Origin of the sequence: Shewanella scandinavica (genome assembly GCF_031932065.1) — a bacterium.
Classification (GTDB): Bacteria; Pseudomonadota; Gammaproteobacteria; order Enterobacterales; family Shewanellaceae; genus Shewanella; species Shewanella baltica.
Window position 1 is genome coordinate 70,596 of sequence record NZ_JAUOES010000014.1, and the last position, 21,256, is coordinate 91,851.

General features: G+C 46.1%; 18 protein-coding genes. 11 read left to right on the top strand and 7 right to left on the bottom strand.

Annotated elements, in window-relative coordinates; genetic code table 11:
* The first annotated feature begins 14 nt into the window (after positions 1-14).
* The 7 genes from Q4Q50_RS13460 (at position 15) to Q4Q50_RS13490 (ending at position 6,639) form a co-directional block, all read left to right on the top strand.
* On the top strand, positions 15-881 hold the full coding sequence (locus tag Q4Q50_RS13460; protein WP_311899715.1) for a sterol desaturase family protein: 867 nt from the start codon (positions 15-17) through the stop codon (positions 879-881).
* A 169-nt stretch (positions 882-1,050) separates the two neighbouring features.
* Entirely contained in the window at positions 1,051-1,689 is a 639-nt protein-coding gene (locus Q4Q50_RS13465; RefSeq protein ID WP_012090140.1) for a hypothetical protein, read from the top strand.
* A gap of 447 nt (positions 1,690-2,136) precedes the next feature.
* A complete protein-coding gene (gene mpl, locus Q4Q50_RS13470; RefSeq protein WP_283627847.1) occupies positions 2,137-3,528 on the top strand; it encodes a UDP-N-acetylmuramate:L-alanyl-gamma-D-glutamyl-meso-diaminopimelate ligase in 1,392 nt (463 codons plus the stop codon).
* A gap of 1 nt (position 3,529) precedes the next feature.
* Complete coding sequence (locus Q4Q50_RS13475; protein WP_006080284.1) at positions 3,530-4,189, top strand: flavin prenyltransferase UbiX; 660 nt, start codon at positions 3,530-3,532, stop codon at positions 4,187-4,189.
* A 7-nt stretch (positions 4,190-4,196) separates the two neighbouring features.
* Entirely contained in the window at positions 4,197-4,727 is a 531-nt protein-coding gene (gene hpt / locus Q4Q50_RS13480; RefSeq protein WP_011845844.1) for a hypoxanthine phosphoribosyltransferase, read from the top strand.
* A 206-nt stretch (positions 4,728-4,933) separates the two neighbouring features.
* Entirely contained in the window at positions 4,934-5,872 is a 939-nt protein-coding gene (locus tag Q4Q50_RS13485) for an ABC transporter ATP-binding protein (RefSeq protein WP_107403830.1), read from the top strand.
* On the top strand, positions 5,869-6,639 hold the full coding sequence (locus Q4Q50_RS13490) for an ABC transporter permease (RefSeq protein ID WP_006080287.1): 771 nt from the start codon (positions 5,869-5,871) through the stop codon (positions 6,637-6,639). Before Q4Q50_RS13485 ends, Q4Q50_RS13490 begins: the two co-directional genes overlap by 4 nt.
* 68 nt (positions 6,640-6,707) lie before the next feature.
* Here the strand turns inward: Q4Q50_RS13490 and Q4Q50_RS13495 are convergent, their stop codons facing one another.
* From Q4Q50_RS13495 to rluA, 3 genes are all read right to left on the bottom strand, one after another.
* Positions 6,708-10,583 (bottom strand): S8 family serine peptidase, encoded by a 3,876-nt coding sequence (locus tag Q4Q50_RS13495; RefSeq protein ID WP_311899718.1) that lies wholly within the window; start codon positions 10,581-10,583, stop codon positions 6,708-6,710.
* 204 nt (positions 10,584-10,787) lie between these two features.
* Positions 10,788-11,249 carry a transcriptional regulator AsnC gene (asnC, locus tag Q4Q50_RS13500; RefSeq protein ID WP_006080290.1) on the bottom strand — a complete coding sequence of 154 codons (462 nt, stop codon included), beginning with the start codon at positions 11,247-11,249 and terminating at the stop codon, positions 10,788-10,790.
* A 95-nt stretch (positions 11,250-11,344) separates the two neighbouring features.
* Positions 11,345-12,022, bottom strand: coding sequence for a bifunctional tRNA pseudouridine(32) synthase/23S rRNA pseudouridine(746) synthase RluA (gene rluA, locus Q4Q50_RS13505; protein ID WP_011845850.1), 678 nt, complete (start codon positions 12,020-12,022; stop codon positions 11,345-11,347).
* A 216-nt stretch (positions 12,023-12,238) separates the two neighbouring features.
* Here rluA and Q4Q50_RS13510 point away from each other — a divergent pair, with 216 nt between their 5' ends.
* Both Q4Q50_RS13510 and Q4Q50_RS13515 read left to right on the top strand, forming a co-directional pair.
* Complete coding sequence (locus tag Q4Q50_RS13510) at positions 12,239-14,155, top strand: peptidase U32 family protein (protein ID WP_259509615.1); 1,917 nt, start codon at positions 12,239-12,241, stop codon at positions 14,153-14,155.
* Positions 14,156-14,353: 198 nt separating this feature from the next.
* Positions 14,354-14,728, top strand: a complete 375-nt coding sequence (locus Q4Q50_RS13515) for a PH domain-containing protein (protein ID WP_106651556.1) — start codon at positions 14,354-14,356, stop codon at positions 14,726-14,728.
* Between the two features lie 156 nt (positions 14,729-14,884).
* Here Q4Q50_RS13515 and Q4Q50_RS13520 read toward each other — a convergent pair whose 3' ends face one another.
* The gene (locus Q4Q50_RS13520; RefSeq protein WP_311899721.1) at positions 14,885-17,389 is read right to left on the bottom strand and encodes a toxin-antitoxin system YwqK family antitoxin; all 2,505 of its coding nucleotides are present in this window, start codon (positions 17,387-17,389) and stop codon (positions 14,885-14,887) included.
* 180 nt (positions 17,390-17,569) lie between these two features.
* Here Q4Q50_RS13520 and Q4Q50_RS13525 point away from each other — a divergent pair, with 180 nt between their 5' ends.
* A complete protein-coding gene (locus Q4Q50_RS13525; protein WP_371824877.1) occupies positions 17,570-17,698 on the top strand; it encodes a cupin domain-containing protein in 129 nt (42 codons plus the stop codon).
* A gap of 207 nt (positions 17,699-17,905) precedes the next feature.
* The gene (locus tag Q4Q50_RS13530) at positions 17,906-18,148 is read left to right on the top strand and encodes a cupin domain-containing protein (protein WP_311899758.1); all 243 of its coding nucleotides are present in this window, start codon (positions 17,906-17,908) and stop codon (positions 18,146-18,148) included.
* A gap of 33 nt (positions 18,149-18,181) precedes the next feature.
* Here the strand turns inward: Q4Q50_RS13530 and Q4Q50_RS13535 are convergent, their stop codons facing one another.
* From Q4Q50_RS13535 to Q4Q50_RS13545, 3 genes are all read right to left on the bottom strand, one after another.
* Positions 18,182-19,354 carry an AAA family ATPase gene (locus Q4Q50_RS13535; RefSeq protein WP_115333937.1) on the bottom strand — a complete coding sequence of 391 codons (1,173 nt, stop codon included), beginning with the start codon at positions 19,352-19,354 and terminating at the stop codon, positions 18,182-18,184.
* An 83-nt stretch (positions 19,355-19,437) separates the two neighbouring features.
* Entirely contained in the window at positions 19,438-20,604 is a 1,167-nt protein-coding gene (locus Q4Q50_RS13540; RefSeq protein WP_311899722.1) for a membrane dipeptidase, read from the bottom strand.
* Positions 20,605-20,791: 187 nt separating this feature from the next.
* Positions 20,792-21,238 carry a SufE family protein gene (locus Q4Q50_RS13545; protein ID WP_311899724.1) on the bottom strand — a complete coding sequence of 149 codons (447 nt, stop codon included), beginning with the start codon at positions 21,236-21,238 and terminating at the stop codon, positions 20,792-20,794.
* Between the last annotated feature and the right edge of the window lie 18 nt (positions 21,239-21,256).

Here is a 21,256-nt window from a genome sequence, read left to right on the forward strand (position 1 = left end):
CAGGACGACCTTATATGGATATCGCCTCGCTGATCCAGCACCCCGAAGTGTTACTGCTCGTGCTCGCGCCGTTGTTTTTCGTGTGTATTTTACTGGAATGGTATTTTGGCGATAAAAGACAAAAGCTGCCGTTAACTGCACGTTATCGCGGCCAAGAAGTACTGTGTAATTTCAGCCTTGCGGCAATGCATCAAGGTGCCGATCTGCTCACTGGCTTGTTGATCGCTAAGCTGTATCTGGCGATGTTTGGTTGGAAGTTATTCGATATTGAAATGGGCCCATCAAGCTTTATTGCTTTGATGGTCGCGCAGGATTTTTGTTACTACTGGTTCCACAGGGCGAGCCACAGAGTGCGTTGGATGTGGGCGGCTCACGTGGTGCACCATAGCTCTGAGAATATGAATTTTAGCACGGCGTTTCGCCAGAGTTTAATGTATCCGTTTGCGGGAATGTGGGTGTTTTGGTTGCCGCTGGTGGTCATAGGTTTCGACCCAAACTGGGTGGTGTTTGTGGTATTACTCAATCTAGGATTGCAATTTTTTGTGCATACCCAAGCGATTAAATCACTCGGACCGCTGGAATGGGTCTTCAATACACCGTCACATCACAGGGTGCACCACGGTCGTAATCCCCAATATATCGATAAAAACTATGCGGGTGTGCTGATTATTTGGGACAAGCTGTTTGGCACTTTTGAGCCCGAAGTGGAGACTGTGATTTACGGTATCACTAAGCCTGTGAATAGTTTTAATCCCCTTAAAGTGACGTTTAGTGAATGGCGAGACATGTTTGCTGAGGTCACCGCGACAGGCTTGAGTGTTAAACAACGACTACGTATCTTGTTTGCTCCGCCTTCCAGCAGTTTAAAAAGCGAGGAATAACAATCCACTGCATTTTCCAAGTTAAATAGCGCAAATGGCTAATAGAGTCTTGAATTTAGCCTTGCTAGCCTATATTCCGTTTTTTGCCACTGTTTTGGTGTAAAAATGTACAATCCCATACTTTGGTGGTACTTTTTGGGATAAGGAATTTAACTTGGGAGGACTTATCATGATGGATGAACCTCGATTATCCGCGGAGGAGCTTGCTTGTTTTAGCGAACTTTTTTCGCCGACTCGTGTGGGCACTGCCTTGACTAACGATCCCCTGGTCAATCATGTGCTCACAGTCACAACTGAAGTGCCGCAAGTTATCGCTTCGATTCTCGGTAAGGCAAAACTCACTCTATTAGCCGAAGTCGGGCCCTATAAACTCTGGTTTCCACTACTGATGAAAGTGGATGACTTTGGACAGTTTCAACCCACTTTAGGCGTGCCTGAAGTGCTAGATGCTTCGGGAGTGGAGCGCAGTTGGCGGTTAACCCAAGCCGATGATGTGTGGATATTCGACCACGATCAAGGTGAGCAATGGTCAGTTGCCTCGTTATCCAGTTCTGGCATGGCCATTCGCGCTAAATCGCAGCAGCAATTTAAGCAATTGTTAGGCAGTAAAGATCTGCAATTACAACTGCCTAATGGCGAGACTATGCGCGTCGATATCGAGCCTATTCGTAGCGAGAAAGGTCTGGCCTTCGTTAAGTTTCAGGCTGAAACCGAAGAGCGCGAAGCGTTACGTCAATTCTTATTTAGTCGTCACCGCAGTCAGCACGCTCAATTCTATCGAGACTTACGCTATACCCAAGCAACCTGAAGATACGAGTTTCAGAGCGCCTAGGGTGCTTCAATTCAAGGCGCATCAATGACAGAATGTCGGCCACCTTTTGAATTGATGCAACACGGAAGTGGAGTGCCCTAGGTGCTCCGTCCCGGCGGGTTTTAACGCACTTTATGCCGTGTTGGTTATTTTTAACTTAGTCCACTAGGTCCGCAAATAACCGCCTTGCCTAAAGTGCGTTAAACTCCCGCTGAATCCTGCATCTTCAGGTTGTTTGGGTATAGTACCCTGCATTGCAACAGTTTTCGGCCTTGTGTTAGTTGACCTGTTATCTAAAAATCTCAGTTCTGCAACTCGAATGTGAAATCCACGGATTTAAAAACTGTCATTTGCGATTGCAGTGCTTTTCGCCGATTGTTACCTGCCAATCTGTCGCCCGATGGATTAGAATGGCGTTGAATTCAAAACATCAGAGCGAGCGGTATGCACGTACATATTTTAGGAATTTGTGGAACCTTCATGGGTGGTCTAGCGTTATTGGCTAGGGCAAAAGGGCACAGAGTGACGGGCTCGGATGCCAATGTCTATCCTCCAATGAGCACGCAACTAGAGGACCAAGGCATTGAGCTTATTCAAGGTTTTGATCCCAGCCAGCTGGGTGAAGCAGGGCATTATCCTGACTTAGTTGTGATTGGTAATGCCATGAGCCGTGGTAATCCTTGCGTGGAAGCCGTGTTGAACATTGGCATCCCTTATACCTCTGGCCCGCAGTTTTTAGCCGATCATATTCTGCCCGAGCGTTGGGTGCTGGCAGTGTCTGGCACTCACGGTAAAACCTCGACTTCTAGCATGTTAGCTTGGATTTTAGATGATTGCGGTTATGAGCCCGGATTCTTAATCGGTGGTGTACCGCAAAACTTTGGTGTGTCTGCGCGTTTAGGCAAGACGGCTTTTTTTGTGGTTGAGGCCGATGAATACGACAGTGCCTTCTTCGATAAACGTTCGAAATTCGTGCATTATCATCCGCGTACCTTAGTGATCAACAATCTTGAGTTCGATCATGCCGATATTTTTGCCGATCTGGCCGCGATTCAAAAACAGTTTAATCATTTAGTTCGCACTGTACCTGGCGAAGGAAAGATCGTTTGGCCCGCCGATTCCCATGCTGTTAAGCAGACGATTGATATGGGTTGCTGGAGCGAGCAAGAAACCTATCATTTAGCCGAATCTGCCAACGGTTGGTATGGCAAAGCCTTAAGTGATGATTGCCATCGCTTTGAAGTGTTTTTTGATGGTGAGTCCCAAGGCATTCTCGAATGGGATTTGATTGGTCAGCACAATATTGAAAACGCCATGATGGCCATTGCTGCTGCGCGTCACGTGGGCGTTAAGCCGAGTGCTGCAATTGAAGCCTTAGCTAAGTTTATGCCACCTAAACGTCGACTCGAATTACTCGGAACCGTTAACGGCGTGAGCGTTTACGACGACTTTGCCCACCATCCAACGGCGATTGCGACCACGTTAAAAGGCATGCGGGCTAAGGTCGGTCAGAGCAAGATTACTGTGGTACTCGAGCCGCGCTCAAACACTATGAAGAGCGGTGTCCATAAAGACACTTTAGCTTTTTCTATGATGCAAGCCGACGAAGCCTTTTTATATCAAGCCGATACCATCGACTGGAACATGAAAGAAGCCATGGAAGCGGCAGTGATCCCCGTGACTGTGTTACACCAAATTGATGATGTGGTCGCCAAAGTAGCGGCAACGGCCAAAGCGGGCGACACCATAGTGGTGATGAGTAATGGCGGTTTTGGTGGGTTACATAAGAAGTTATTGGCCGCATTAGAGCAGCGTTCAGCTGTAGAGCAGGTTTAAGATGAGCTACACAAAGTCGACAAAGGCAATTAGCTTAGCTTGGACGGGCGCCTCGGGTGCCCCCTATGGCCTTAAGTTGCTCGAGTGTCTGTTGGTATCGGGTTATCAAGTGTTTTTGATGATCTCCAGTGCCGCTCGGGTAGTATTAGCGACTGAACACGGTTTGCAGTTAAGCGCCAACAGCGACAAAGCCCATGCCCAGCTGTTGGCTTTGCTGCACGAAAAAGGCGTGATTATCACTGGCGAGTTAGTGGTGTTAGGCAAAGATGAGTGGTTTTCACCGCCCGCATCGGGCAGCGCCGCACCTAAACAAATGGTGATTTGCCCTTGCTCGACGGGGACGTTAGCGGCTGTGGCTACCGGAATGAGTAATAATTTACTCGAACGCGCCGCCGATGTGGTGATTAAAGAGCGCGGCCAACTTATCCTAGTGCCGAGGGAAACTCCTTTTAGTGCCATACACTTAGAGCATATGTTGAGCCTTTCTCGCCTCGGCGCGACCATTATGCCCGCCGCCCCCGGTTTTTATCACAATCCCAAATCGGTTGAAGATCTGGTAGACTTCATGGTCGCTCGAATTCTCGATCATTTGGGCGTTGACCATGCATTAACGAGTCGCTGGGGTTATGACAAACAGTCTAACCGCGACCTCGACAATTGAGACTTATATGAAACACACCACCGAAGTGATGATCTCTGCGGAAGAGATAAGCCAGAAATTGGATCAAATGGCCGAGCTAATCAATGCCCATTATGCCCACAGCGAACGTCTGCTGATGGTAGGCTTGTTAAAAGGCTCAGTGGTCTTTATGGCAGACCTGTGTCGCCGAATTAAAGGCCATGTTGAAATCGATTTTATGTCGGTTTCCAGTTATGGCAATGCTATGACCAGCTCACGGGATGTGAAAGTGCTGAAAGATGTGCAATCAGATATCGCCGGTCGCGATGTATTGATTGTGGAAGACTTGATTGACTCAGGTAACACTTTAAGCAAAGTGCGCGAGATGTTGTTACTGCGCGAGCCTAAGAGCCTTGCACTGTGCACCCTGCTGGATAAACCAGAACGTCGTGAAGTGGATGTGAAGGTCGATTTTATCGGTTTCACTATCCCTGATGAGTTTATCGTGGGTTATGGTATTGATTATGCAGAGCAATATCGCAATCTACCTTACATCGCGAAAGTCGTGCCACTCGATTAAGTGTCCGATACCGTTTAAAACTCCCGCAACAGGCGGGAGTTTTGCTTTTTACGGTTATATAAAAAATAGTATAAATAATTGAACCATTAAAGATTGGTTTTTCAATCGATTAGCTAATTTTTTGCTTTAGTTCTGCAACCCATCATTGTAATTGTGTTTTTTAGCACCATCTTATTACTTTCTAATGTGTAAGGATCGGTACAAATATGGCGAATATTACCCATGCTCTGGTACTCGAAGGGCTTAAAAAAACCTATAAAGGCGGTGTCGAAGCGGTCAAAGGCATCAGCCTCACCGTCAATCAAGGGGATTTCTTTGCCTTGCTCGGCCCCAATGGTGCCGGTAAATCCACCACGATTGGTATTATTAGCTCCTTAGTGCAGAAGAGTTCAGGTTCGGTCAAAGTCTTTGATTATGATATCGATAAGCAGCTCGAACATGCCAAGCTTTGTATTGGTCTAGTGCCGCAAGAGTTTAACTTCAACCAGTTTGAAACCGTACTGCAAATCGTGGTGAATCAAGCGGGTTACTATGGTGTGCCTAAGCCTATTGCCCTTGAGCGTGCTAAAAAATACTTAAGCCAACTGGATTTGTGGGAAAAACGTAATAGCCAATCGCGGGAATTATCCGGCGGCATGAAGCGACGGTTAATGATCGCCCGCGCCCTGATGCACGAACCTAAATTGTTGATTTTAGATGAACCCACCGCAGGCGTAGATATTGAACTGCGCCGCTCTATGTGGGAGTTCCTCAAACAAATTAATCAGCAAGGCGTGACGATCATCCTGACCACCCATTACCTTGAAGAGGCTGAAATGCTTTGCCGTAATATCGGCATTATCGACAAAGGCATTTTAGTGGAATGCACTAGCATGAAGGCGCTGCTCAGTAAGCTGAATATGGAGACATTTATTCTCGATCTGCGTCACGATACAGCAACGGCACCGGTACTCGATGGTATGACTTGTCGCTTAACTGACTCTCATACCTTAGAGGTGGATGTGGTTAAAGAGCAAAATCTCAACGATGTCTTTAGCCAATTAAGTGCGGCCAATATAGAAGTGCTATCGATGCGTAACAAGTCTAATCGCTTAGAAGAACTCTTCGTCGAACTCGTGAAGAAAACTCAGGGAGTCTCTGCATGAACCAGCTCTACTTTATCGCCTTTAAAAGCATCTTAAGCAAAGAAATCAATCGTTTTACGCGAATTTGGATCCAGACTTTAGTGCCGCCTGCGATTACCATGACCTTGTATTTTTTGATTTTTGGTAACTTAGTCGGCAGCCGAATTGGAGAGATGGGCGGCGTATCTTATATGGAGTTTATCGCCCCGGGTTTGATCATGATGTCGGTGATCACTAACTCTTACTCGAACGTGGCTAGCTCATTCTACAGTGCTAAGTTTCAGCGTAATTTAGAAGAGCTGATGGTGGCTCCTGTGCCCCATTATGTGTTGATTGCTGGCTATGTTGGTGGCGGCGTGGCGCGCGGTTTATGTGTCGGCCTAATAGTGACGCTTGTGGCCATGTTCTTCGTCGACATTAGCTTGCATCATGCCGGTTTAGTGGTAATGACAGTGTTTTTAACCTCAGTGCTATTCTCCTTAGGTGGCTTGATTAACGCTGTTTTTGCTAAAAGTTTTGATGATATCAGTATCATCCCCACTTTTGTGCTTACCCCATTAACTTACCTCGGCGGCGTATTTTACTCCCTGTCACTCTTGCCCCCTTTCTGGCAAGGCGTGTCGGCACTCAACCCTGTGGTCTATATGATCAACGTGTTCCGCTATGGTTTTTTAGGTTTCGCCGACATCAGCGTGCCACTATCCATCGCCATTATGATCGGTTTCTGTGTCGCCCTATGGACCTTAGCGTATTATCTAGTTTCACGGGGAATTGGGTTACGTTCGTAAACATATTTATTGAGAGCATATTAAAAAAGGGAGCCATTAAGGCTCCCTTTTTACTGTTTAACTTCTCGTTACTTCATACGACGACGCATTGCCGCTAGAGGTAACAACAAGGCTGTTAACCAACCTAGAGCACCGCCATCATCTTTTTTAGCAGGAGGCGTTGGTTTAGCAGTTACTTTAACTGTCACTATACCTGGCTCACTTTCTAATTCTCCATCAGATGCTGTTACAGTAAAGACCAGATCTTGTGCTCCACTAGGTGCCGTGAAACTTATAGTTTCTCCACCGTTGGTGAAAGTCACTGGAGTTCCACTCGTCTGAGTCCAGGTATAAGTTAAGGTATCTTGATCTATATCTGAGCCATTAGCTTTTGCTGTTAACACAGAACCTTCAACACCCGTTGAACCGACTGGAGCGACTGTTGGTGCGTCATTCACATTTTTTACGTCAATTGTAACAATTGCTGCAGCGCCAGTATTGCCATCTTCGTCTGCTGATCTATAGCTAAGCATATCTGGACCAAAGTAATTCTCAGCAGGTGTGTAATCAATTCCACCCGTTGAATTGATTACAGCAGTGCCGTGTGTAGGTGCTTGTACAATAGCTAAGCTGCCTAATGCTCCTTTTGGCATGATATCAATAATGCGTTGGGCATTTGCCGTAATGCCATCACCTGTAATTGATACGCGAGCAACTTTCATATCTGGTTTGGTATCATTTTTTAACACATCAATAGAAACTAAAGTTTCCTCATTGGTTTCAATTACATCGGCTTGCCCAACATTGAGTGAAGTAGCAGTAACATCGTAGTTAATTGTTACATTTCCAGCTGTTGTATTTTTTAATGTTAAAGCATCACCAGTAGCAATACTTCCACCAGTACCATTAAAGTTATAAGTTGTTCCAATGGTTCCGCCTACGTTCTCTGCACCAATAGTAATGCTTGCAGGCATATTTGGAATATCGATATAGTTAAAGACAACCTCTTCAGTATCACCGGTCCTAATCCAAATACTGAATGTATAAGATGTACCTGATGTGTCGCCATAGAGTTGGCCTTTATTCCACTCTAATGCTAGCCACTTCACCCCAGCGCCATCTGTGAATACACCAACTGCTAAGTCACCACCGCCAGTATCGCCGACAGACTTATCGGATAGGTCGAAATCTGACCAGAAGGGGGCCAAAATATTATTTGGGTTACTGCCATCTGGTAATTGTTTATTTGCAAAAGTACCACTTGCGCTTCCGCCACCAACAATAGCTAATCCATTATCTGAAATTGTTATTTTACTGTAGCTCACACCGTTGTATTTAAAGCTCGGAACTGTAAAAGTAAAGGCTTGTTCATCACAGCCGTCAGGGCATGTAACAGGTGTTACACCTAAATCTACAATACTTGGGAATCTCTGAGCACCTTTTGTAGTGGCCATTTTAGGTAAATTTAGTTGGCCTACCCATGTCACTAAGCCTAAATCTTCATTTACCTGCAATCCATTTTGTGTCGCACCCGCTAAAGTGACTTTAACATCATCTTTTGAGGTTAGCTTAGTTCCTTTAGGTGCTTGTGCAGTTACAGTAACTGTATTTGCAAATACGTTATTATTTACAGTAGCGACCAATGGGATTACATCACTTGCTGTAATGTCTGTTTTTGTCGTCTGAGTGGAGATTAATGATGCGTTACTTGACTCTTTAGCCAAAACTGCTAGAGGTAAGTGAGCATTTTGTAATCCTTCAGTGCTGTTTATCAATACGTTACCGAAGATCCACTCACCATACGTAGCGAAAGTTGAGTCAACGGTTACAGTAAACGTGGCTGAAGCTCCTGCAGCAAGTTCTAAGGTAGAGGGGGATACTGTGATTCCTGTGCTATCGGATGAGGTTGATAAGCTCCAAGATGTTGTTGCATCGCTTTTGTTATAGACAGTTCGAGTGAAGGTACATGGACCAACGCAAGAGTCTGAAGCTATTGAAGGTTTGTCAAAGGTTAATACTGCCTTAGCTGCAGCATCTAAATCCATCCGACCTGCGCCCATGTCAAAAGGAGTTGCTGGAGTTACCGCATCATCATCGAGAATACCTTCAAACTTGGCTGTAGAGGTAAGAGCGGTTTTAATATCATTTGCACTCCACTCTGGGTGCAATTGGCTCATTAGGGCTGCAGCACCTGCAACATGGGGGCTTGCCATACTGGTGCCAGAGATCATATTGAAGTCTTCACCACCATCATCAGGAGAAAAGGCTGACAGAATGTTGGTACCAGGTGCCGCGATATCCGGTTTAAGGATATTTTGGTTGCCATCGGGACCGCGTGAACTGGTGCTATTTAGATTATCAGCAAGTTCAGAAACCATGATACGTTTAGTTTTTGCAACTATGATGCCTGTTGTTACGGTATCTCCCATAGCTTCAATTACGGCTAAACCTGCATCTTTCGTAATCATTACAGCTGGGAATGGCTCACCAGGCATAGACATAGTAGTCGGTGCGCCTGCCGCATTGTTATAAACAACAAGGGCTTTAGCGCCTGCAGCTTTTGCGTTTGTTGCTTTTAATGAAAAGTTACATGTTCCACGAGAAATCAATGCAATACCATCTTTGAACGAATCAGCAGCAAAGGCATCACAACCATTGGCATTTTCAGCGTCTAAATTAACGGCGGCAATAACTGGAGCGGTAATATCTTCTGAAAGGACTGCATCAGAACTTGGTATAGCAAGTAAATCATCACCACCTGCATTAAAGCTATTCGCAAAAAAACGCCCAGTTGTAGTGTTAGCAACGGTAATTCCTGATTCAATACAAGCTGGACAGCCAATAGTTTGAGGGCCATTACCATCATTACCCGCAGCCGTAACGACAACAACACCCGCAGCTTCTGCAGCTTCAAACATTGTTTTGTATGGGCTGCTGGCTGGGTCGCCACCTGCGCCACCACCCCAAGAGTTGTTGATTACATCTGCGCCATCATTCACTGCATGTTCGAGGGCTTCCATCAACATAATGTTGGAACCACTACCACCAGTACAGTCAGCTTTACTATACAGAGCTTTATAAACCATTAGGTAAGCAGCTGGAGCAACACCTGATAACTCAACCGGAATTTCTTTGAAGGTTGTTGATACTTTATTACCAACAGCCGTTCCTGCTACGTGAGTACCATGACCACCAAAACCGAGTGGGCTCATATATTCATCAGCGCAAACAGGGAAGGTAGGTTGTGACCAACGCGCAACGATCAGTTTGTTATTACAGAAAGATGCATCAACAGTCGAGCAATAGTCATCCGATGGTAAATTCCCACTTGGTGCAGTAAAGCCAGCGTCAGCAAACATGGGGTTTTCAGGACGAATACCACCATCAATTACTGCGACTTTAACGCCTTTTCCGGCATTTTCCATTCCTGATACAGCATCCCACATCGCTTGCGTATTAATAATTTGATGTGATGCATCCATGCTAATTTCATACATGGTTTCTGGATAGACTGATTTAACACCTGGCATTTGAGCCAGTTTTTCAGCTGTTAATCCCTGACCAACAACAGTGACACCATTAAATAAAGTTTGGAAATGGCGTTCAACTTTGGCATTAGGTACTGTTTTAGCTAGAGCAGAAGCAAAATTGTTTTGCTCTTTTGTAAGATGATTGGCGTAGTTTTTTACTTCAGTTGACTGTACGTTAATTTTTTGACCTTCTTTTGCTGAAGCTGTCGCCGCAAATGAGCCAATACCACCTTGGTATTTAGCCAGTGCAGGAGATTCCATTTCAACAATAAAACGTTGTGGTGCACCTAAATTTGTTGTCGCCACTTTAGGTTTGCTAAATTTATCGTGAGATGTGATCTCGGGTGAGTAGGGTTTAAAAGTAAATTCACTGTTAGCAATAGCTGCGCTTGATAGTAGTGCAGCGGAGATCGCGATCGATAGTTTTGTCTTCACAACTTCTTCCTTGTCAATTAATGCTTTCAGCACTTTATTGATGTGCTTGTAGCTGAATTGTTATAGTTTTTGCTGCACTCTTTGATGTCAGCAATGAAGTTGTAACACAAAAATACCGTATGGTTAACACTTTCGCGGTTAAAAAGATGTTAATCACACTTTGCCATGCGTAGTTCCGTTTGTTTGTGCTTGCTGTTTTGTAGCCTAAGGCTTAACCGCTCTGACTATTGGATTTTGTAGGCTGATTAAGGTTTCTGTTGACTGGATTTCATCGATAGATTGAATGCGATTGATGAGTACATGCTGTAAACCATCGATGGATTGGCACATTACCTTTACGAAAATACTGTAGTTGCCTGTGGTGTAATAGGCTTCGACGACTTCTTCGAGTGCATTGAGTTTGGCTATGGCGGCGGGGTAATCGCCAGCACTTTTAAGATTGATACCGATAAAACAACAGACGTCATAACCTAAGGCTTTAGGATTTACTGTGATCTGCGCGCCTGTGATTATCCCCGCTTGCTTCATTTTTTCTACCCGAACATGGATAGTGCCCGCGCTCACGCTAAAGCGTTTAGCGAGTTCAGCAAAGGGCGTGCGGGCATCCTGCATTAAGGCTTCGAGGATATGATTATCGAGTTGATCGCGCTGAAATGCGGTATCCATAAATAAATTCTCTATAACGTAATGAATTGTCATAAAGTTACGTTTTTTTATGGGGAATTGCTACCGATTTTGCCCGTCTTAGTTGATTTTAGTGATCATTGTTCGCCCAAAGGCTCACAAAAAGGCACTTCTGCGCTAAAAGTCATACTGACACCCGTGTAGGGATGTTTGATGGTGAGTTCTGCCGCATGCAGTAATAGGCGAGGGGCTAAGGATTTGGCTAATGGGTCGGCATAAAAACCATCGCCTAAGATCGGATGACCGAGCGCCATCATATGCACCCGTAATTGATGTGAGCGGCCAGTGATTGGCGTGAGTTTCACCAGCGTTGAGCGTTTGGCGCGACTTATTACTTGGTAGTGAGTCAACGACGGTTTGCCCACAAGATGATCGACTTTCTGCTTGGGGCGATTCGGCCAGTCGCAGATCAGCGGATAATCAACGCTACCCGTATCATTTTTGACATGGCCAGCGACCCTTGCAAAGTAGGTCTTGCTGGTTTCTCTATCGTGGAACTGACGTTTTAACTCACGCTCGGCGCTACGAATAAGGGCGACAACGATCACGCCTGAGGTCGCCATATCGAGGCGGTGGACGATTTGGCTATGGGGATGTTCAGCTTTTACCCGAGCATAGACACTGTCGTAATGGGCTGGGTCGCGACCGGGCACAGACAACAATCCTGAAGGTTTGTTAATGACGATGATGTCTTTATCTTGATAAAGAATATCGAGCCAAGGAGTTGTCGGTGGTTGGTAAATAAAATCAGTCATAATGAGGCCTATTCGTCAATGCGCCGCAAAGATACTCTGCTAGGCTTGAGGGTGCAAGTGCGACGCCCAAAGATTGCCTGTGGCATGAACCTTTCTGAGATAACTAAAGCGTCGAAGTAAAGCGTATTAGTTGATGATTTGCTGATAGAGCTGGATTTGAGTTCTTGCTATAATTACGCTCTTTTTTGTTAATGACCCTGTTGAGCCTTTGAAGCCATGAGCCAGCCAGAGATATACACTCCCGAGAATCTTTCTCACGTCCATAACCGCCTTGAGTTATTGGCGCCTGCAAAAAATGCTGACTATGGTATCGAAGCCATACGCCATGGCGCCGATGCGGTATACATAGGGGGGCCCGCATTCGGTGCGCGGGCGACGGCAGGTAACAGTGTTGAAGATATCGCGCGCCTGTGTACTTATGCTCATCAATATCATGCTCAGGTATTTGTCGCCCTTAATACTATTTTGATGGACAACGAACTGGCCGACGCCGAAAAACTCATTTGGCAATTGTATGAAGCCGGTGCCGATGCGCTGATTGTGCAGGACATGGGTGTGTTGCAACTTAATTTGCCGCCGATTGCCCTGCATGCCAGTACCCAAATGGATAACCGCAGCCCTGAAAAAGTGGCGTTTTTAGAGCAAGTTGGTTTTTCACAGGTGGTACTCGCCCGCGAATTAGGCTTGAGCCAAATCCGTGATGTGGCCGCGCATACTAATATGCAGCTCGAATTCTTTATCCACGGCGCTCTGTGTGTGGCTTACAGTGGTTTGTGTAACTTGAGTCATTCCTTTAGTAACCGCAGTGCTAACCGCGGCGAATGCTCGCAAATGTGCCGCTTGCCGGGCAATCTTAAAACCCGTCAAGGCGATGTGTTAGCGCAGAATGAACACTTATTGTCTTTAAAAGATAATAACCAAACCGAAAACCTCGAAGCGCTCATCGACGCGGGCATTCGCTCGTTTAAGATTGAAGGTCGCTTAAAAGATTTAAGTTACGTTAAAAACGTCACCGCGCATTATCGCCAAAAGTTGGATGCGATTATGGCGCGTCGCCCTGAGTTTAAGGCTTCGTCCCACGGCCGTTGTGAACATTCTTTTATCCCCGATCCTGAAAAGACCTTTAACCGTGGCAGCACAGATTACTTTGTTAACGAACGTAGCCAAGGCATTAAAGATTTCCGCTCGCCAAAATATATCGGTGAAGAAGTCGGTAAAGTGGTCAGCATAGGCAAAGACTTTATCCAAGTGAGCTCAACCCATGAGTTTAATAACGGCGATGGCTTAGCGTTTTTCCCTGCGAATTTTGCCATGGCTAAACAATCCGATGACAAGCTGCAAGGCCTGCGAGTTAACCGCGCCGAAGGCTTAAAGCTGCATATTTTGCAGGTGCCAAAGGATTTAAAAGTCGGCATGACTTTGTACCGTAACCATAACCAAGCCTTCGAAGCGCTGTTATCGAAAGAATCTTCTAAGCGGATTATCGGCGTCGATTTACGGTTGAGCGACACCGAAGACGGACTGGCGCTGACCTTGACGGATATCTATGGCCTAAGCGCTACAGTGAATTTAACGGTCGAGAAGACACCTGCGACAGATGTCGACAAGACCCTACAAAATACCCGTACTCAGCTAGGTAAGCTCGGTAGCACCGACTTTGTTGCCCGCAGTATCAGTATCGATACGGCCCAAGCTTGGTTCTTGCCAGCGTCTGTGCTCAATGGCCTGCGTCGTGATGGCGTGGCCGCCTTAGAGGCTGCCCGTATACAAGGTTATGTGCGTCCACTGCCGTGGAAACATAATCAAGATGCAGTGTATCCCGTTAAGCATTTGAGTTACTTAGGTAACGTAGCCAACGAAAAGGCGAAGGATTTTTATCAACGTCACGGCGTGATTGAGATCCAAGATACCTATGAGAAAAACGGCGTCACCGAAGACGTGCCATTGATGATTACTAAGCATTGTCTGCGCTTTAACTTTAATTTGTGTCCGAAGGAAGTACCAGGCATCAAGGCCGATCCTATGGTGCTTGAAATCGGTAACGACGTGCTCAAGTTGGTATTCGACTGTCCTAAATGCGAAATGATGGTGGTCGGTGAAAACCGTCAAGTGCGAGGCCAGAAACACCTTTAACATTTGTCATTAGGAGCATTGCAGAGTGTAATGCTCCTCACACCCATTCAGCCTGCATCCGCGCGCTTAATTTGCCTACCTATATTTATGTTGCCCTCACCATAGCTACTCCCATATTTTCATCAAAGCCCAATATTGCACATTCGGTTATCAGCAGATATCTTATTGAAAATAATATCAATAATAAGGGATGTTAAAATGGGACTGTTAGACGGTTTACTCGGTAATGCTGCTGAGGTTGATTTACAGGAATTAGCCGAAGAATTGAGGCCTATTATGGGCATTCAAGAAGAATTAAAACTCGCCTACAAAGTGATCCGCGATTTGTTTATTTTCACCAATAAACGTTTGATCTTAATTGATAAGCAGGGGCTTACTGGCAAGAAGGTCACCTACCATTCCATACCCTATAAATCCATTACCCATTTTGAAGTGGAAACCACTGGCCATTTTGATTTAGATGCTGAGCTTAAAATCTGGATCTCAGGCCAGAGCGAACCTTTAGTTAAAGAACTCAAGCGTGGCACGGATGTCGTCGGTATTCAAAAGACCATCGCCACTTTTGCACTTTAGTTTTTAGTGTTGCAACTAGATTTTTATTACTTCAATGGAGTTGGTGATTAAGGTAAGTAAGACAAATAAGGTAAGCCAATTTAAATCAGGGCTTACCACATTATCTATACTCATCATTCATATCTATTGATACTGACATTATCCATATCAATTTGATTAATTTAACAATATCGCATTCGTGCTGGTGGTGTGCTCTATCGGCTCTCCTGCCATAGTGTAGGTTTCGGAGAGCTTGAGCTTACCTTGCTCATCGTATTGATTATGGATACCGACCCAGAATTGTTCTTCTCCTTGGATCTGTAAATTACCTTCTTCGGCAATGTGGCTATTGGGATGATAGCGCTTCATTGCATAGAGCTTGCTTTCGTTGTCAAATTTTAAGTGATAAGACAATATCGGCTCTTTAGCGTCGACATCCGCTGTGGCTTGTGCTTTTTTCGTTGCGATATCGGGTCTGTGATACTTGTGGCGGGACAAATATGCGCTATTGTTGCTATGGCTAGCGCTATGTCCATGGTTATCTGAACGCTGGTTTAGCCCGTCATTTTCCCAATCAGCACGATCATAATCAAAGTCATCGCTCTCGTCTTCGCTTTCATCATAGTCACTGATGTCGCAATTATCATAGCCATAATTACGGGGCTCTGCGTTATCCCATTCTGCTTCGTCATCTTCTTGAGTCGATAGAGGCTGATTAGCATCAAAGTAGTGACGACTTTCTATCAGTTGGCCTTCTTCATCTAGCCAAACTTCACGATACACTTGTCCTTGGGGCGTAAACCGTTGCCAATGGCCAACATCGAGGTAACGGCCATCGGTAATTTGGATTGTGCCAGTTTCTAAAATTAAACCTTGAGGTGATAAGGATTTAGAGCTAAATAAATCCCCTTGTGTACGGGTGAGTAACCAGCGAATAGTGCCATCTTCATAGTATTCGATGCGAGTGTCGGCAATACCATCTTGATAGTATTCCCTTTGATTATTCTCAAGATGATAGCCACAGCGGGTATTTGAGTGACTTTGATAGGATTCGAGGACCCCTTTTTTGTTATAAAAACTGGATTCTCTGAGGTAGCCTTGGCCGTCGCGCACTTCATACTCAGAGATAGTGCGTATCGTGCCATCTTGGTAAAACCAGCGGGCAGTGCCATCACGGTTGCCTTGGGTGTGCGGTAAATACATTTGAACTTGCTGGTTTTCGTAATATTCGATAAAGGGGGCTACCGAGAGGTTATTTTTATATTGGCCTTCAGCCGAGAGCACGCCACTTTTGTAATAGCTTTTAAACAGGCCTTCCCTGAGTCCTTTCTCTAGGTACATTTCGAGAGACAGTTGGCCATTGTCATGATACCAGTAGGCCATGCCTTGCTCTTTACCCTGTTCAAATGGGATTTTTGCCTCAAGCTGGCCATTGGCGTACCATTTTTCACGATTTCCCTGTGCGAGACCGTTGTCGAAGTTAAGTTGTAATGCGAGCTGTCCATTAGGGTGCCATTCTTGGCGAATACCATAGATAAGCCCCTGCGGATTAAATTGCTCACGCCATGACAATTGACCATTTTCAAAAAAGGTTTCAAAGCTCTTGCCCGCGTCATTGACGAGTATTTTTTGTTTGAGCTGACCATTAGGATGAAACCATACCTCTTTAACTAAGTTGCCATGCTCGTGACTCAGTTCGGCCTGAAGGGCGCCACATTCATAGTACATATATTCAATGCCGTGGATTTTATTCGCTAGCATAGGTCGAGTCAGCCAGCGTTTGCCTGACTCATAATAGCGACTCAAGGTATTGACGTAGTTGCCATCACGATCAAGTTCAGCATCCTCTCTGACTTGCCCATTACTGTAATAGCGTTTGACTAATATGCCGCTCGTACTGCGTTCTTCACTCTGGGTTATGTTGCCCTCATGATCATACCAAGCTTGCTGTCCAAGTTGTTGATCATTAATAAAGTTACCTTCAAATAACAAGGTCCCCAGAGCGTCGAACTGGCGGGAAACGCCATGACGTTCACCAAAGTAGTTTGAGTCAACGGCTTCTGTGAGATTGGGCGTTTGGGTGACAATTCTGAGCATACCCGCGCCGTCTTCAGAATCGAGTTGATGATAAGTGCGATGTAGTTGGCCAGTTAAGCTGGCGTAATCTTGAATGTCGCCTTGTACTTTATAGTCTGCATCGAGCGTAAAGTGGCTTATTAACAGAGCATCTCGATTGTTAAGTTCAACCTGCCATAATGTGGTTTCCTGGTGGTTCTTTTTAGCTGTGATACTGCAGACTTTTTCTGTGCCGAGCCAAAAATGTTGCTCTGGAAACGGGAGTTGATTGCCCATTTCAAGGCGGTCAAATTCGGTATGATGAAATTCGCAGCATTCATTAGCATTTTCCCAGCCTAAGAGTTCTATTGCTTGGGGCGCATCGTAGTGATAGAGAGTTAAGTTGTGGTCGGCATTTTCTTCACAAGCGCTCGCGTCTGCCTTTGTCGCATAAATTTTTAAGCTGAAGTGACGCTGGAATTGCGGTACAGCGACTGACGGCGCCTGAGTTAGCGCTTGTTCTTGGCAGGCTACAGGTGATTCAGTTTGAAGCTGAATGTCTTTTGGATCGCGGCTAGTTTGGCTTGAGGGGAATAACTTGGCTTTGAGTGCGCGAAACAACGACATCAGGGGAAATCTCCATATCCATATGTAAAACAATAAGCTTATCTGATGGATACTCATGGCCCTTGAGTATTTCAGTGCGCATATCATAGCGGTTAATGGTTTCGTTTCTCAATGTTTGATTGTTAAAAATACTGTTTAATCAGCAGAGAGAGCGAATAAAAGCAGAGGAATAAACACAAAATGCTTGATAACTTTTTTGCAAAATTACCCACAGATTTATCGGCGGAAGTGTTTGAAAAACTGGCGGGTAATGACACTGTGACCATAGATCGCATCGTCTCTAATGGGCAATATACCCAAGCTACCTGAAGATACGAGTTTCAGAGCGCTTAGGGTGCTTCAATTCAAGGCGCATCAACGACAGAATGTCGGCCACCTTCTGAATTGATGCAACACGGAAGTGGAGTGCCCTAAGCGCTCCGTCCCGGCGGGTTTTAACGCACTTTATGCCGTGTTGGCTATTTTTAACTTAGTCCACTAGGTCTGCAAATAGCCGCCTTGCCTAAAGTGTGTTAAATTCCCGCTGAATCCTGCATCTTCAGGTGGTTTGGGTATCTACCTGACGGTCAATGGTACGATCAAACTCAGCATGAATGGGTGATGTTACTTAAAGGGGAGGCGACGCTTGAATTTGAACAAGGTGAACCCGTAACGCTAACCCCAGGTGATTACTTAACGATTGTGCCCCATCAAAAACACCGCGTCGCTTCGACTTCTAAAAGTTCAGAAACCCTATGGCTCGCGGTATTTTACGATTGATGAGGGCAATCGCGTTAGCACCAGCACCGCCGACTAACGATTCTGCCATAGCCAACTGGGCGTATTGAGCAAGTCTTGGCCTTGGATCTGCGTTTGGCCTAAGGTTTTGTCTAAGGCCAAGGTATTGCAGTGTTCAAATTGGCTTAAGGCATTGATAAGCCGATTGGCGTGGGATACCACCCATAGTTGACACTCCTCTGATACCTTAGCAATTAAGCGTGCCAGCGCGGGCAATAAATCTGGATGCAGACTGGTTTCTGGCTCGTTTAATACCATAAGCTCCGGCGGTCTTGGGGTCAGTAGGGCGGCGATTAACAGCAAATAACGCAAGGTGCCGTCCGACAATTCACTGGCATTGAGTGGCCTTAATAAACCATGTTGATGAAACGCGAGCACTAAAATGCCGCCCGCTTGAGGTTCGATTCGAACCTTAGCACCGGGAAACGCATCGCTCACCGCATGATCGAAAGCCGATTTATCGCCTATCTCAAAAATGGTTTGAATTGCCGAGGCTAAATCACGGCCATCGTGGTGCAATACCGGCGTGGCCGTGCCTAATTGTGGTCGCCGTGCAGGGGCTTCGGCATCGGTTCTGAAGTGATCGTAAAAGCGCCACGCGCGGATACTGTCGCGAAGCTTGAGCACTTCTGGGCAGCGCTCGGGATCGGCAAGCTCGGTAAAAATACTGTCGCCAGTTTGCAGGTGGGCGCCTAAGATTATCCAGCCTTTTCCATCAGCACTGCGGCTTTTCACCATAGGACCACGGCGCTCGACTAACACTGTAGAGGGGCGATACTTAGGTCCGTTCCAAATGGCTTCGCGCTTGATTTGTGGATCTAAGCCAAACAGCGTAGTAGCGTCGGGTTCAGGTAAACCGAGTTCAATAAGATAGCTAAAGTCCTCGCCGCCAAAGCCGAGCTTTAAGCGTTTTGGCGCTTGCCTGACGGTGGCTTCAATGGCTGTGTCGCCCGCTAACATGCTTTTGGTGAAATTTTCTGGCCCCGCCCAAAAGCTGGAGTCGAGTCCGCCTTCTTGGGCTAATGCGTTGACGACACCGCCTTGCGCCGTTTGTGCCAGTAAACGTAGCGCCTTGTATAGGTTCGATTTACCACTGCCATTTGCCCCTGTGATCAAATTGAGTTGCCCTAGGGGCAAGACGATTTCACGCAGAGAGCGATAATTGAAAATGGCGAGTGTGGTCAGCATAGAATATCCAAGACTGAAGCGAGCAGATAAGCCCGTAAATTTTTCGACAACGTAAATTAAACAGGGCGATAAAACAATGCTATTTACAGTAGTACTTTATTGAGCACGCGTTGCCAGTTGCCACCCATAAAGCGGTCGCGGTCGGTGGCTTTAAAGCGTGCCTTGGCTAAGGCATCGTCGATACGGCTCATGCGATCGATATGATTTAGCTCGGGGATCACGACATGCCTTGGCTCTGCATCAAAACCTAGCACGCCTTTTGCCCTCAGGCTGTACCACCATTCTTGATATTCTTTAATGCCTTTGGCGTTGTCATTACCGAGTGCCAGTAGGTTTTCTTGGCCACGCAGCGGGAAGTCGTTGGCAATTGCCACACTATCCACACCGCCGACACGCGACACATATTCCAGTTGGCGAATATAGTCATCGATCGTGGGCACGGCATTATTGGTGAGCCAGAAGCTCATCATAAATACGCCGAATACGCCGCCGCTATCGCCGATGGCGCGGATCACTTCATCGGGTGAACAACGGGCATGGTTAACTATGCCCCGCGCTGCACCGTGACTCTGCACTATGGGAGACTTAGTGATCTTAGCGACATCTAAAGCGGTTTGGGCGCTGGAGTGACTCACATCGACCAAGATATTGGAATGATTGAGTTTGGCGATAAGTTCGCGTCCGTGGGCGGTGAGCGGCTTGTTGAGTCCGCCATTGGCATCACTGTCTAAGGCGCCGCCGGCGAAGGTGTTGCCATAGTGGTGGGTGAGCTGTAATACGCGCAGCCCTTGTTGATGGAATTCATCAACCCGTGCCCACTGGTTAGCTTCACTGTCTGCTTCGACACAATCTGCGCCTTGGATTTGAAAGAATACCGCAGTGCGTTGGCTGTCGCGGGCACGTTGAATATCGCGCCCCCTCAGGCCTTGCAGTAAAATATCGGGATGATCGCTCACCCTTTTAGTGGCCTGCTTAATGCTTTCCATGCAGGCTTTATAAGTGCGTTTGTAGTTTTGAGTGCCATCGGCTTGTTCTATGGTCTCAATCGCCGAAATATCGCATATATAAGCATCGAGTTTAGAGGCTGTTACATCACTTAAGTCATCGGGAAGGAAGGATAAACCATCGACATATATCCGCCTTGGTTTGGCGGCAAAGCTTGGCATACTGGCGAGTGGACTTAATAGTGTTGCTGCGCCAAGACCTTTAAGAAGAGTACGACGGTGGTGATTGACTGCCTTGATGGGCATGCTCGGTTCCTATCAATAACGCAAATGTAACTTCTTTATACCTTTTTAGGGCGTAGAAGTCTTTGATTAAATCCCTTTTTTGGCCTTTTCCCCTAGGTTGGAGTGATGATGATTTATTGTTGCAGAGCTGTGTTCATTATCGTTTGTGCCAGTACTTTTGCCAGAAAATGAAACCCTAAGGTTATGATCATCGAGTGGCTTCAAGCATGGCTTTTGCGAGTGAATTAAGGCCGTTGGTGCGTGATGGGCTGAGCTGACCTTCTAACCCCAATTGTTTGAAGTAAGCTGTAGGATCAAATGCTTGGATCTCAGCGCGACTTTTGCCATGGCAGGCGCCAAGCAATAATCCGATCAATCCCTTAACAATGCGGGCATCGCTGTCGGCTAAATAATAGTGTTTGCCAGCCTGTTCGAGATGATAAATCCACGCATCACTTTCACAACCTTTTACCTGAGCGGCTTCGACGCGAAGTTCTGGGCTTAAACTCGGTAAGTCTTTCCCTAGCAACATAATTTGGCGATATCTTTCCTGCCAGTTAGGTGCCTTGGTAAAACGCGCTAGCAAGGTCTCGGCATCTTGCACTGAATAGTGAAAATCGGCCTCGCTTGGCATAGGCATAGTCGAATCTGTCATAGGGCTAAATCCTGTCTC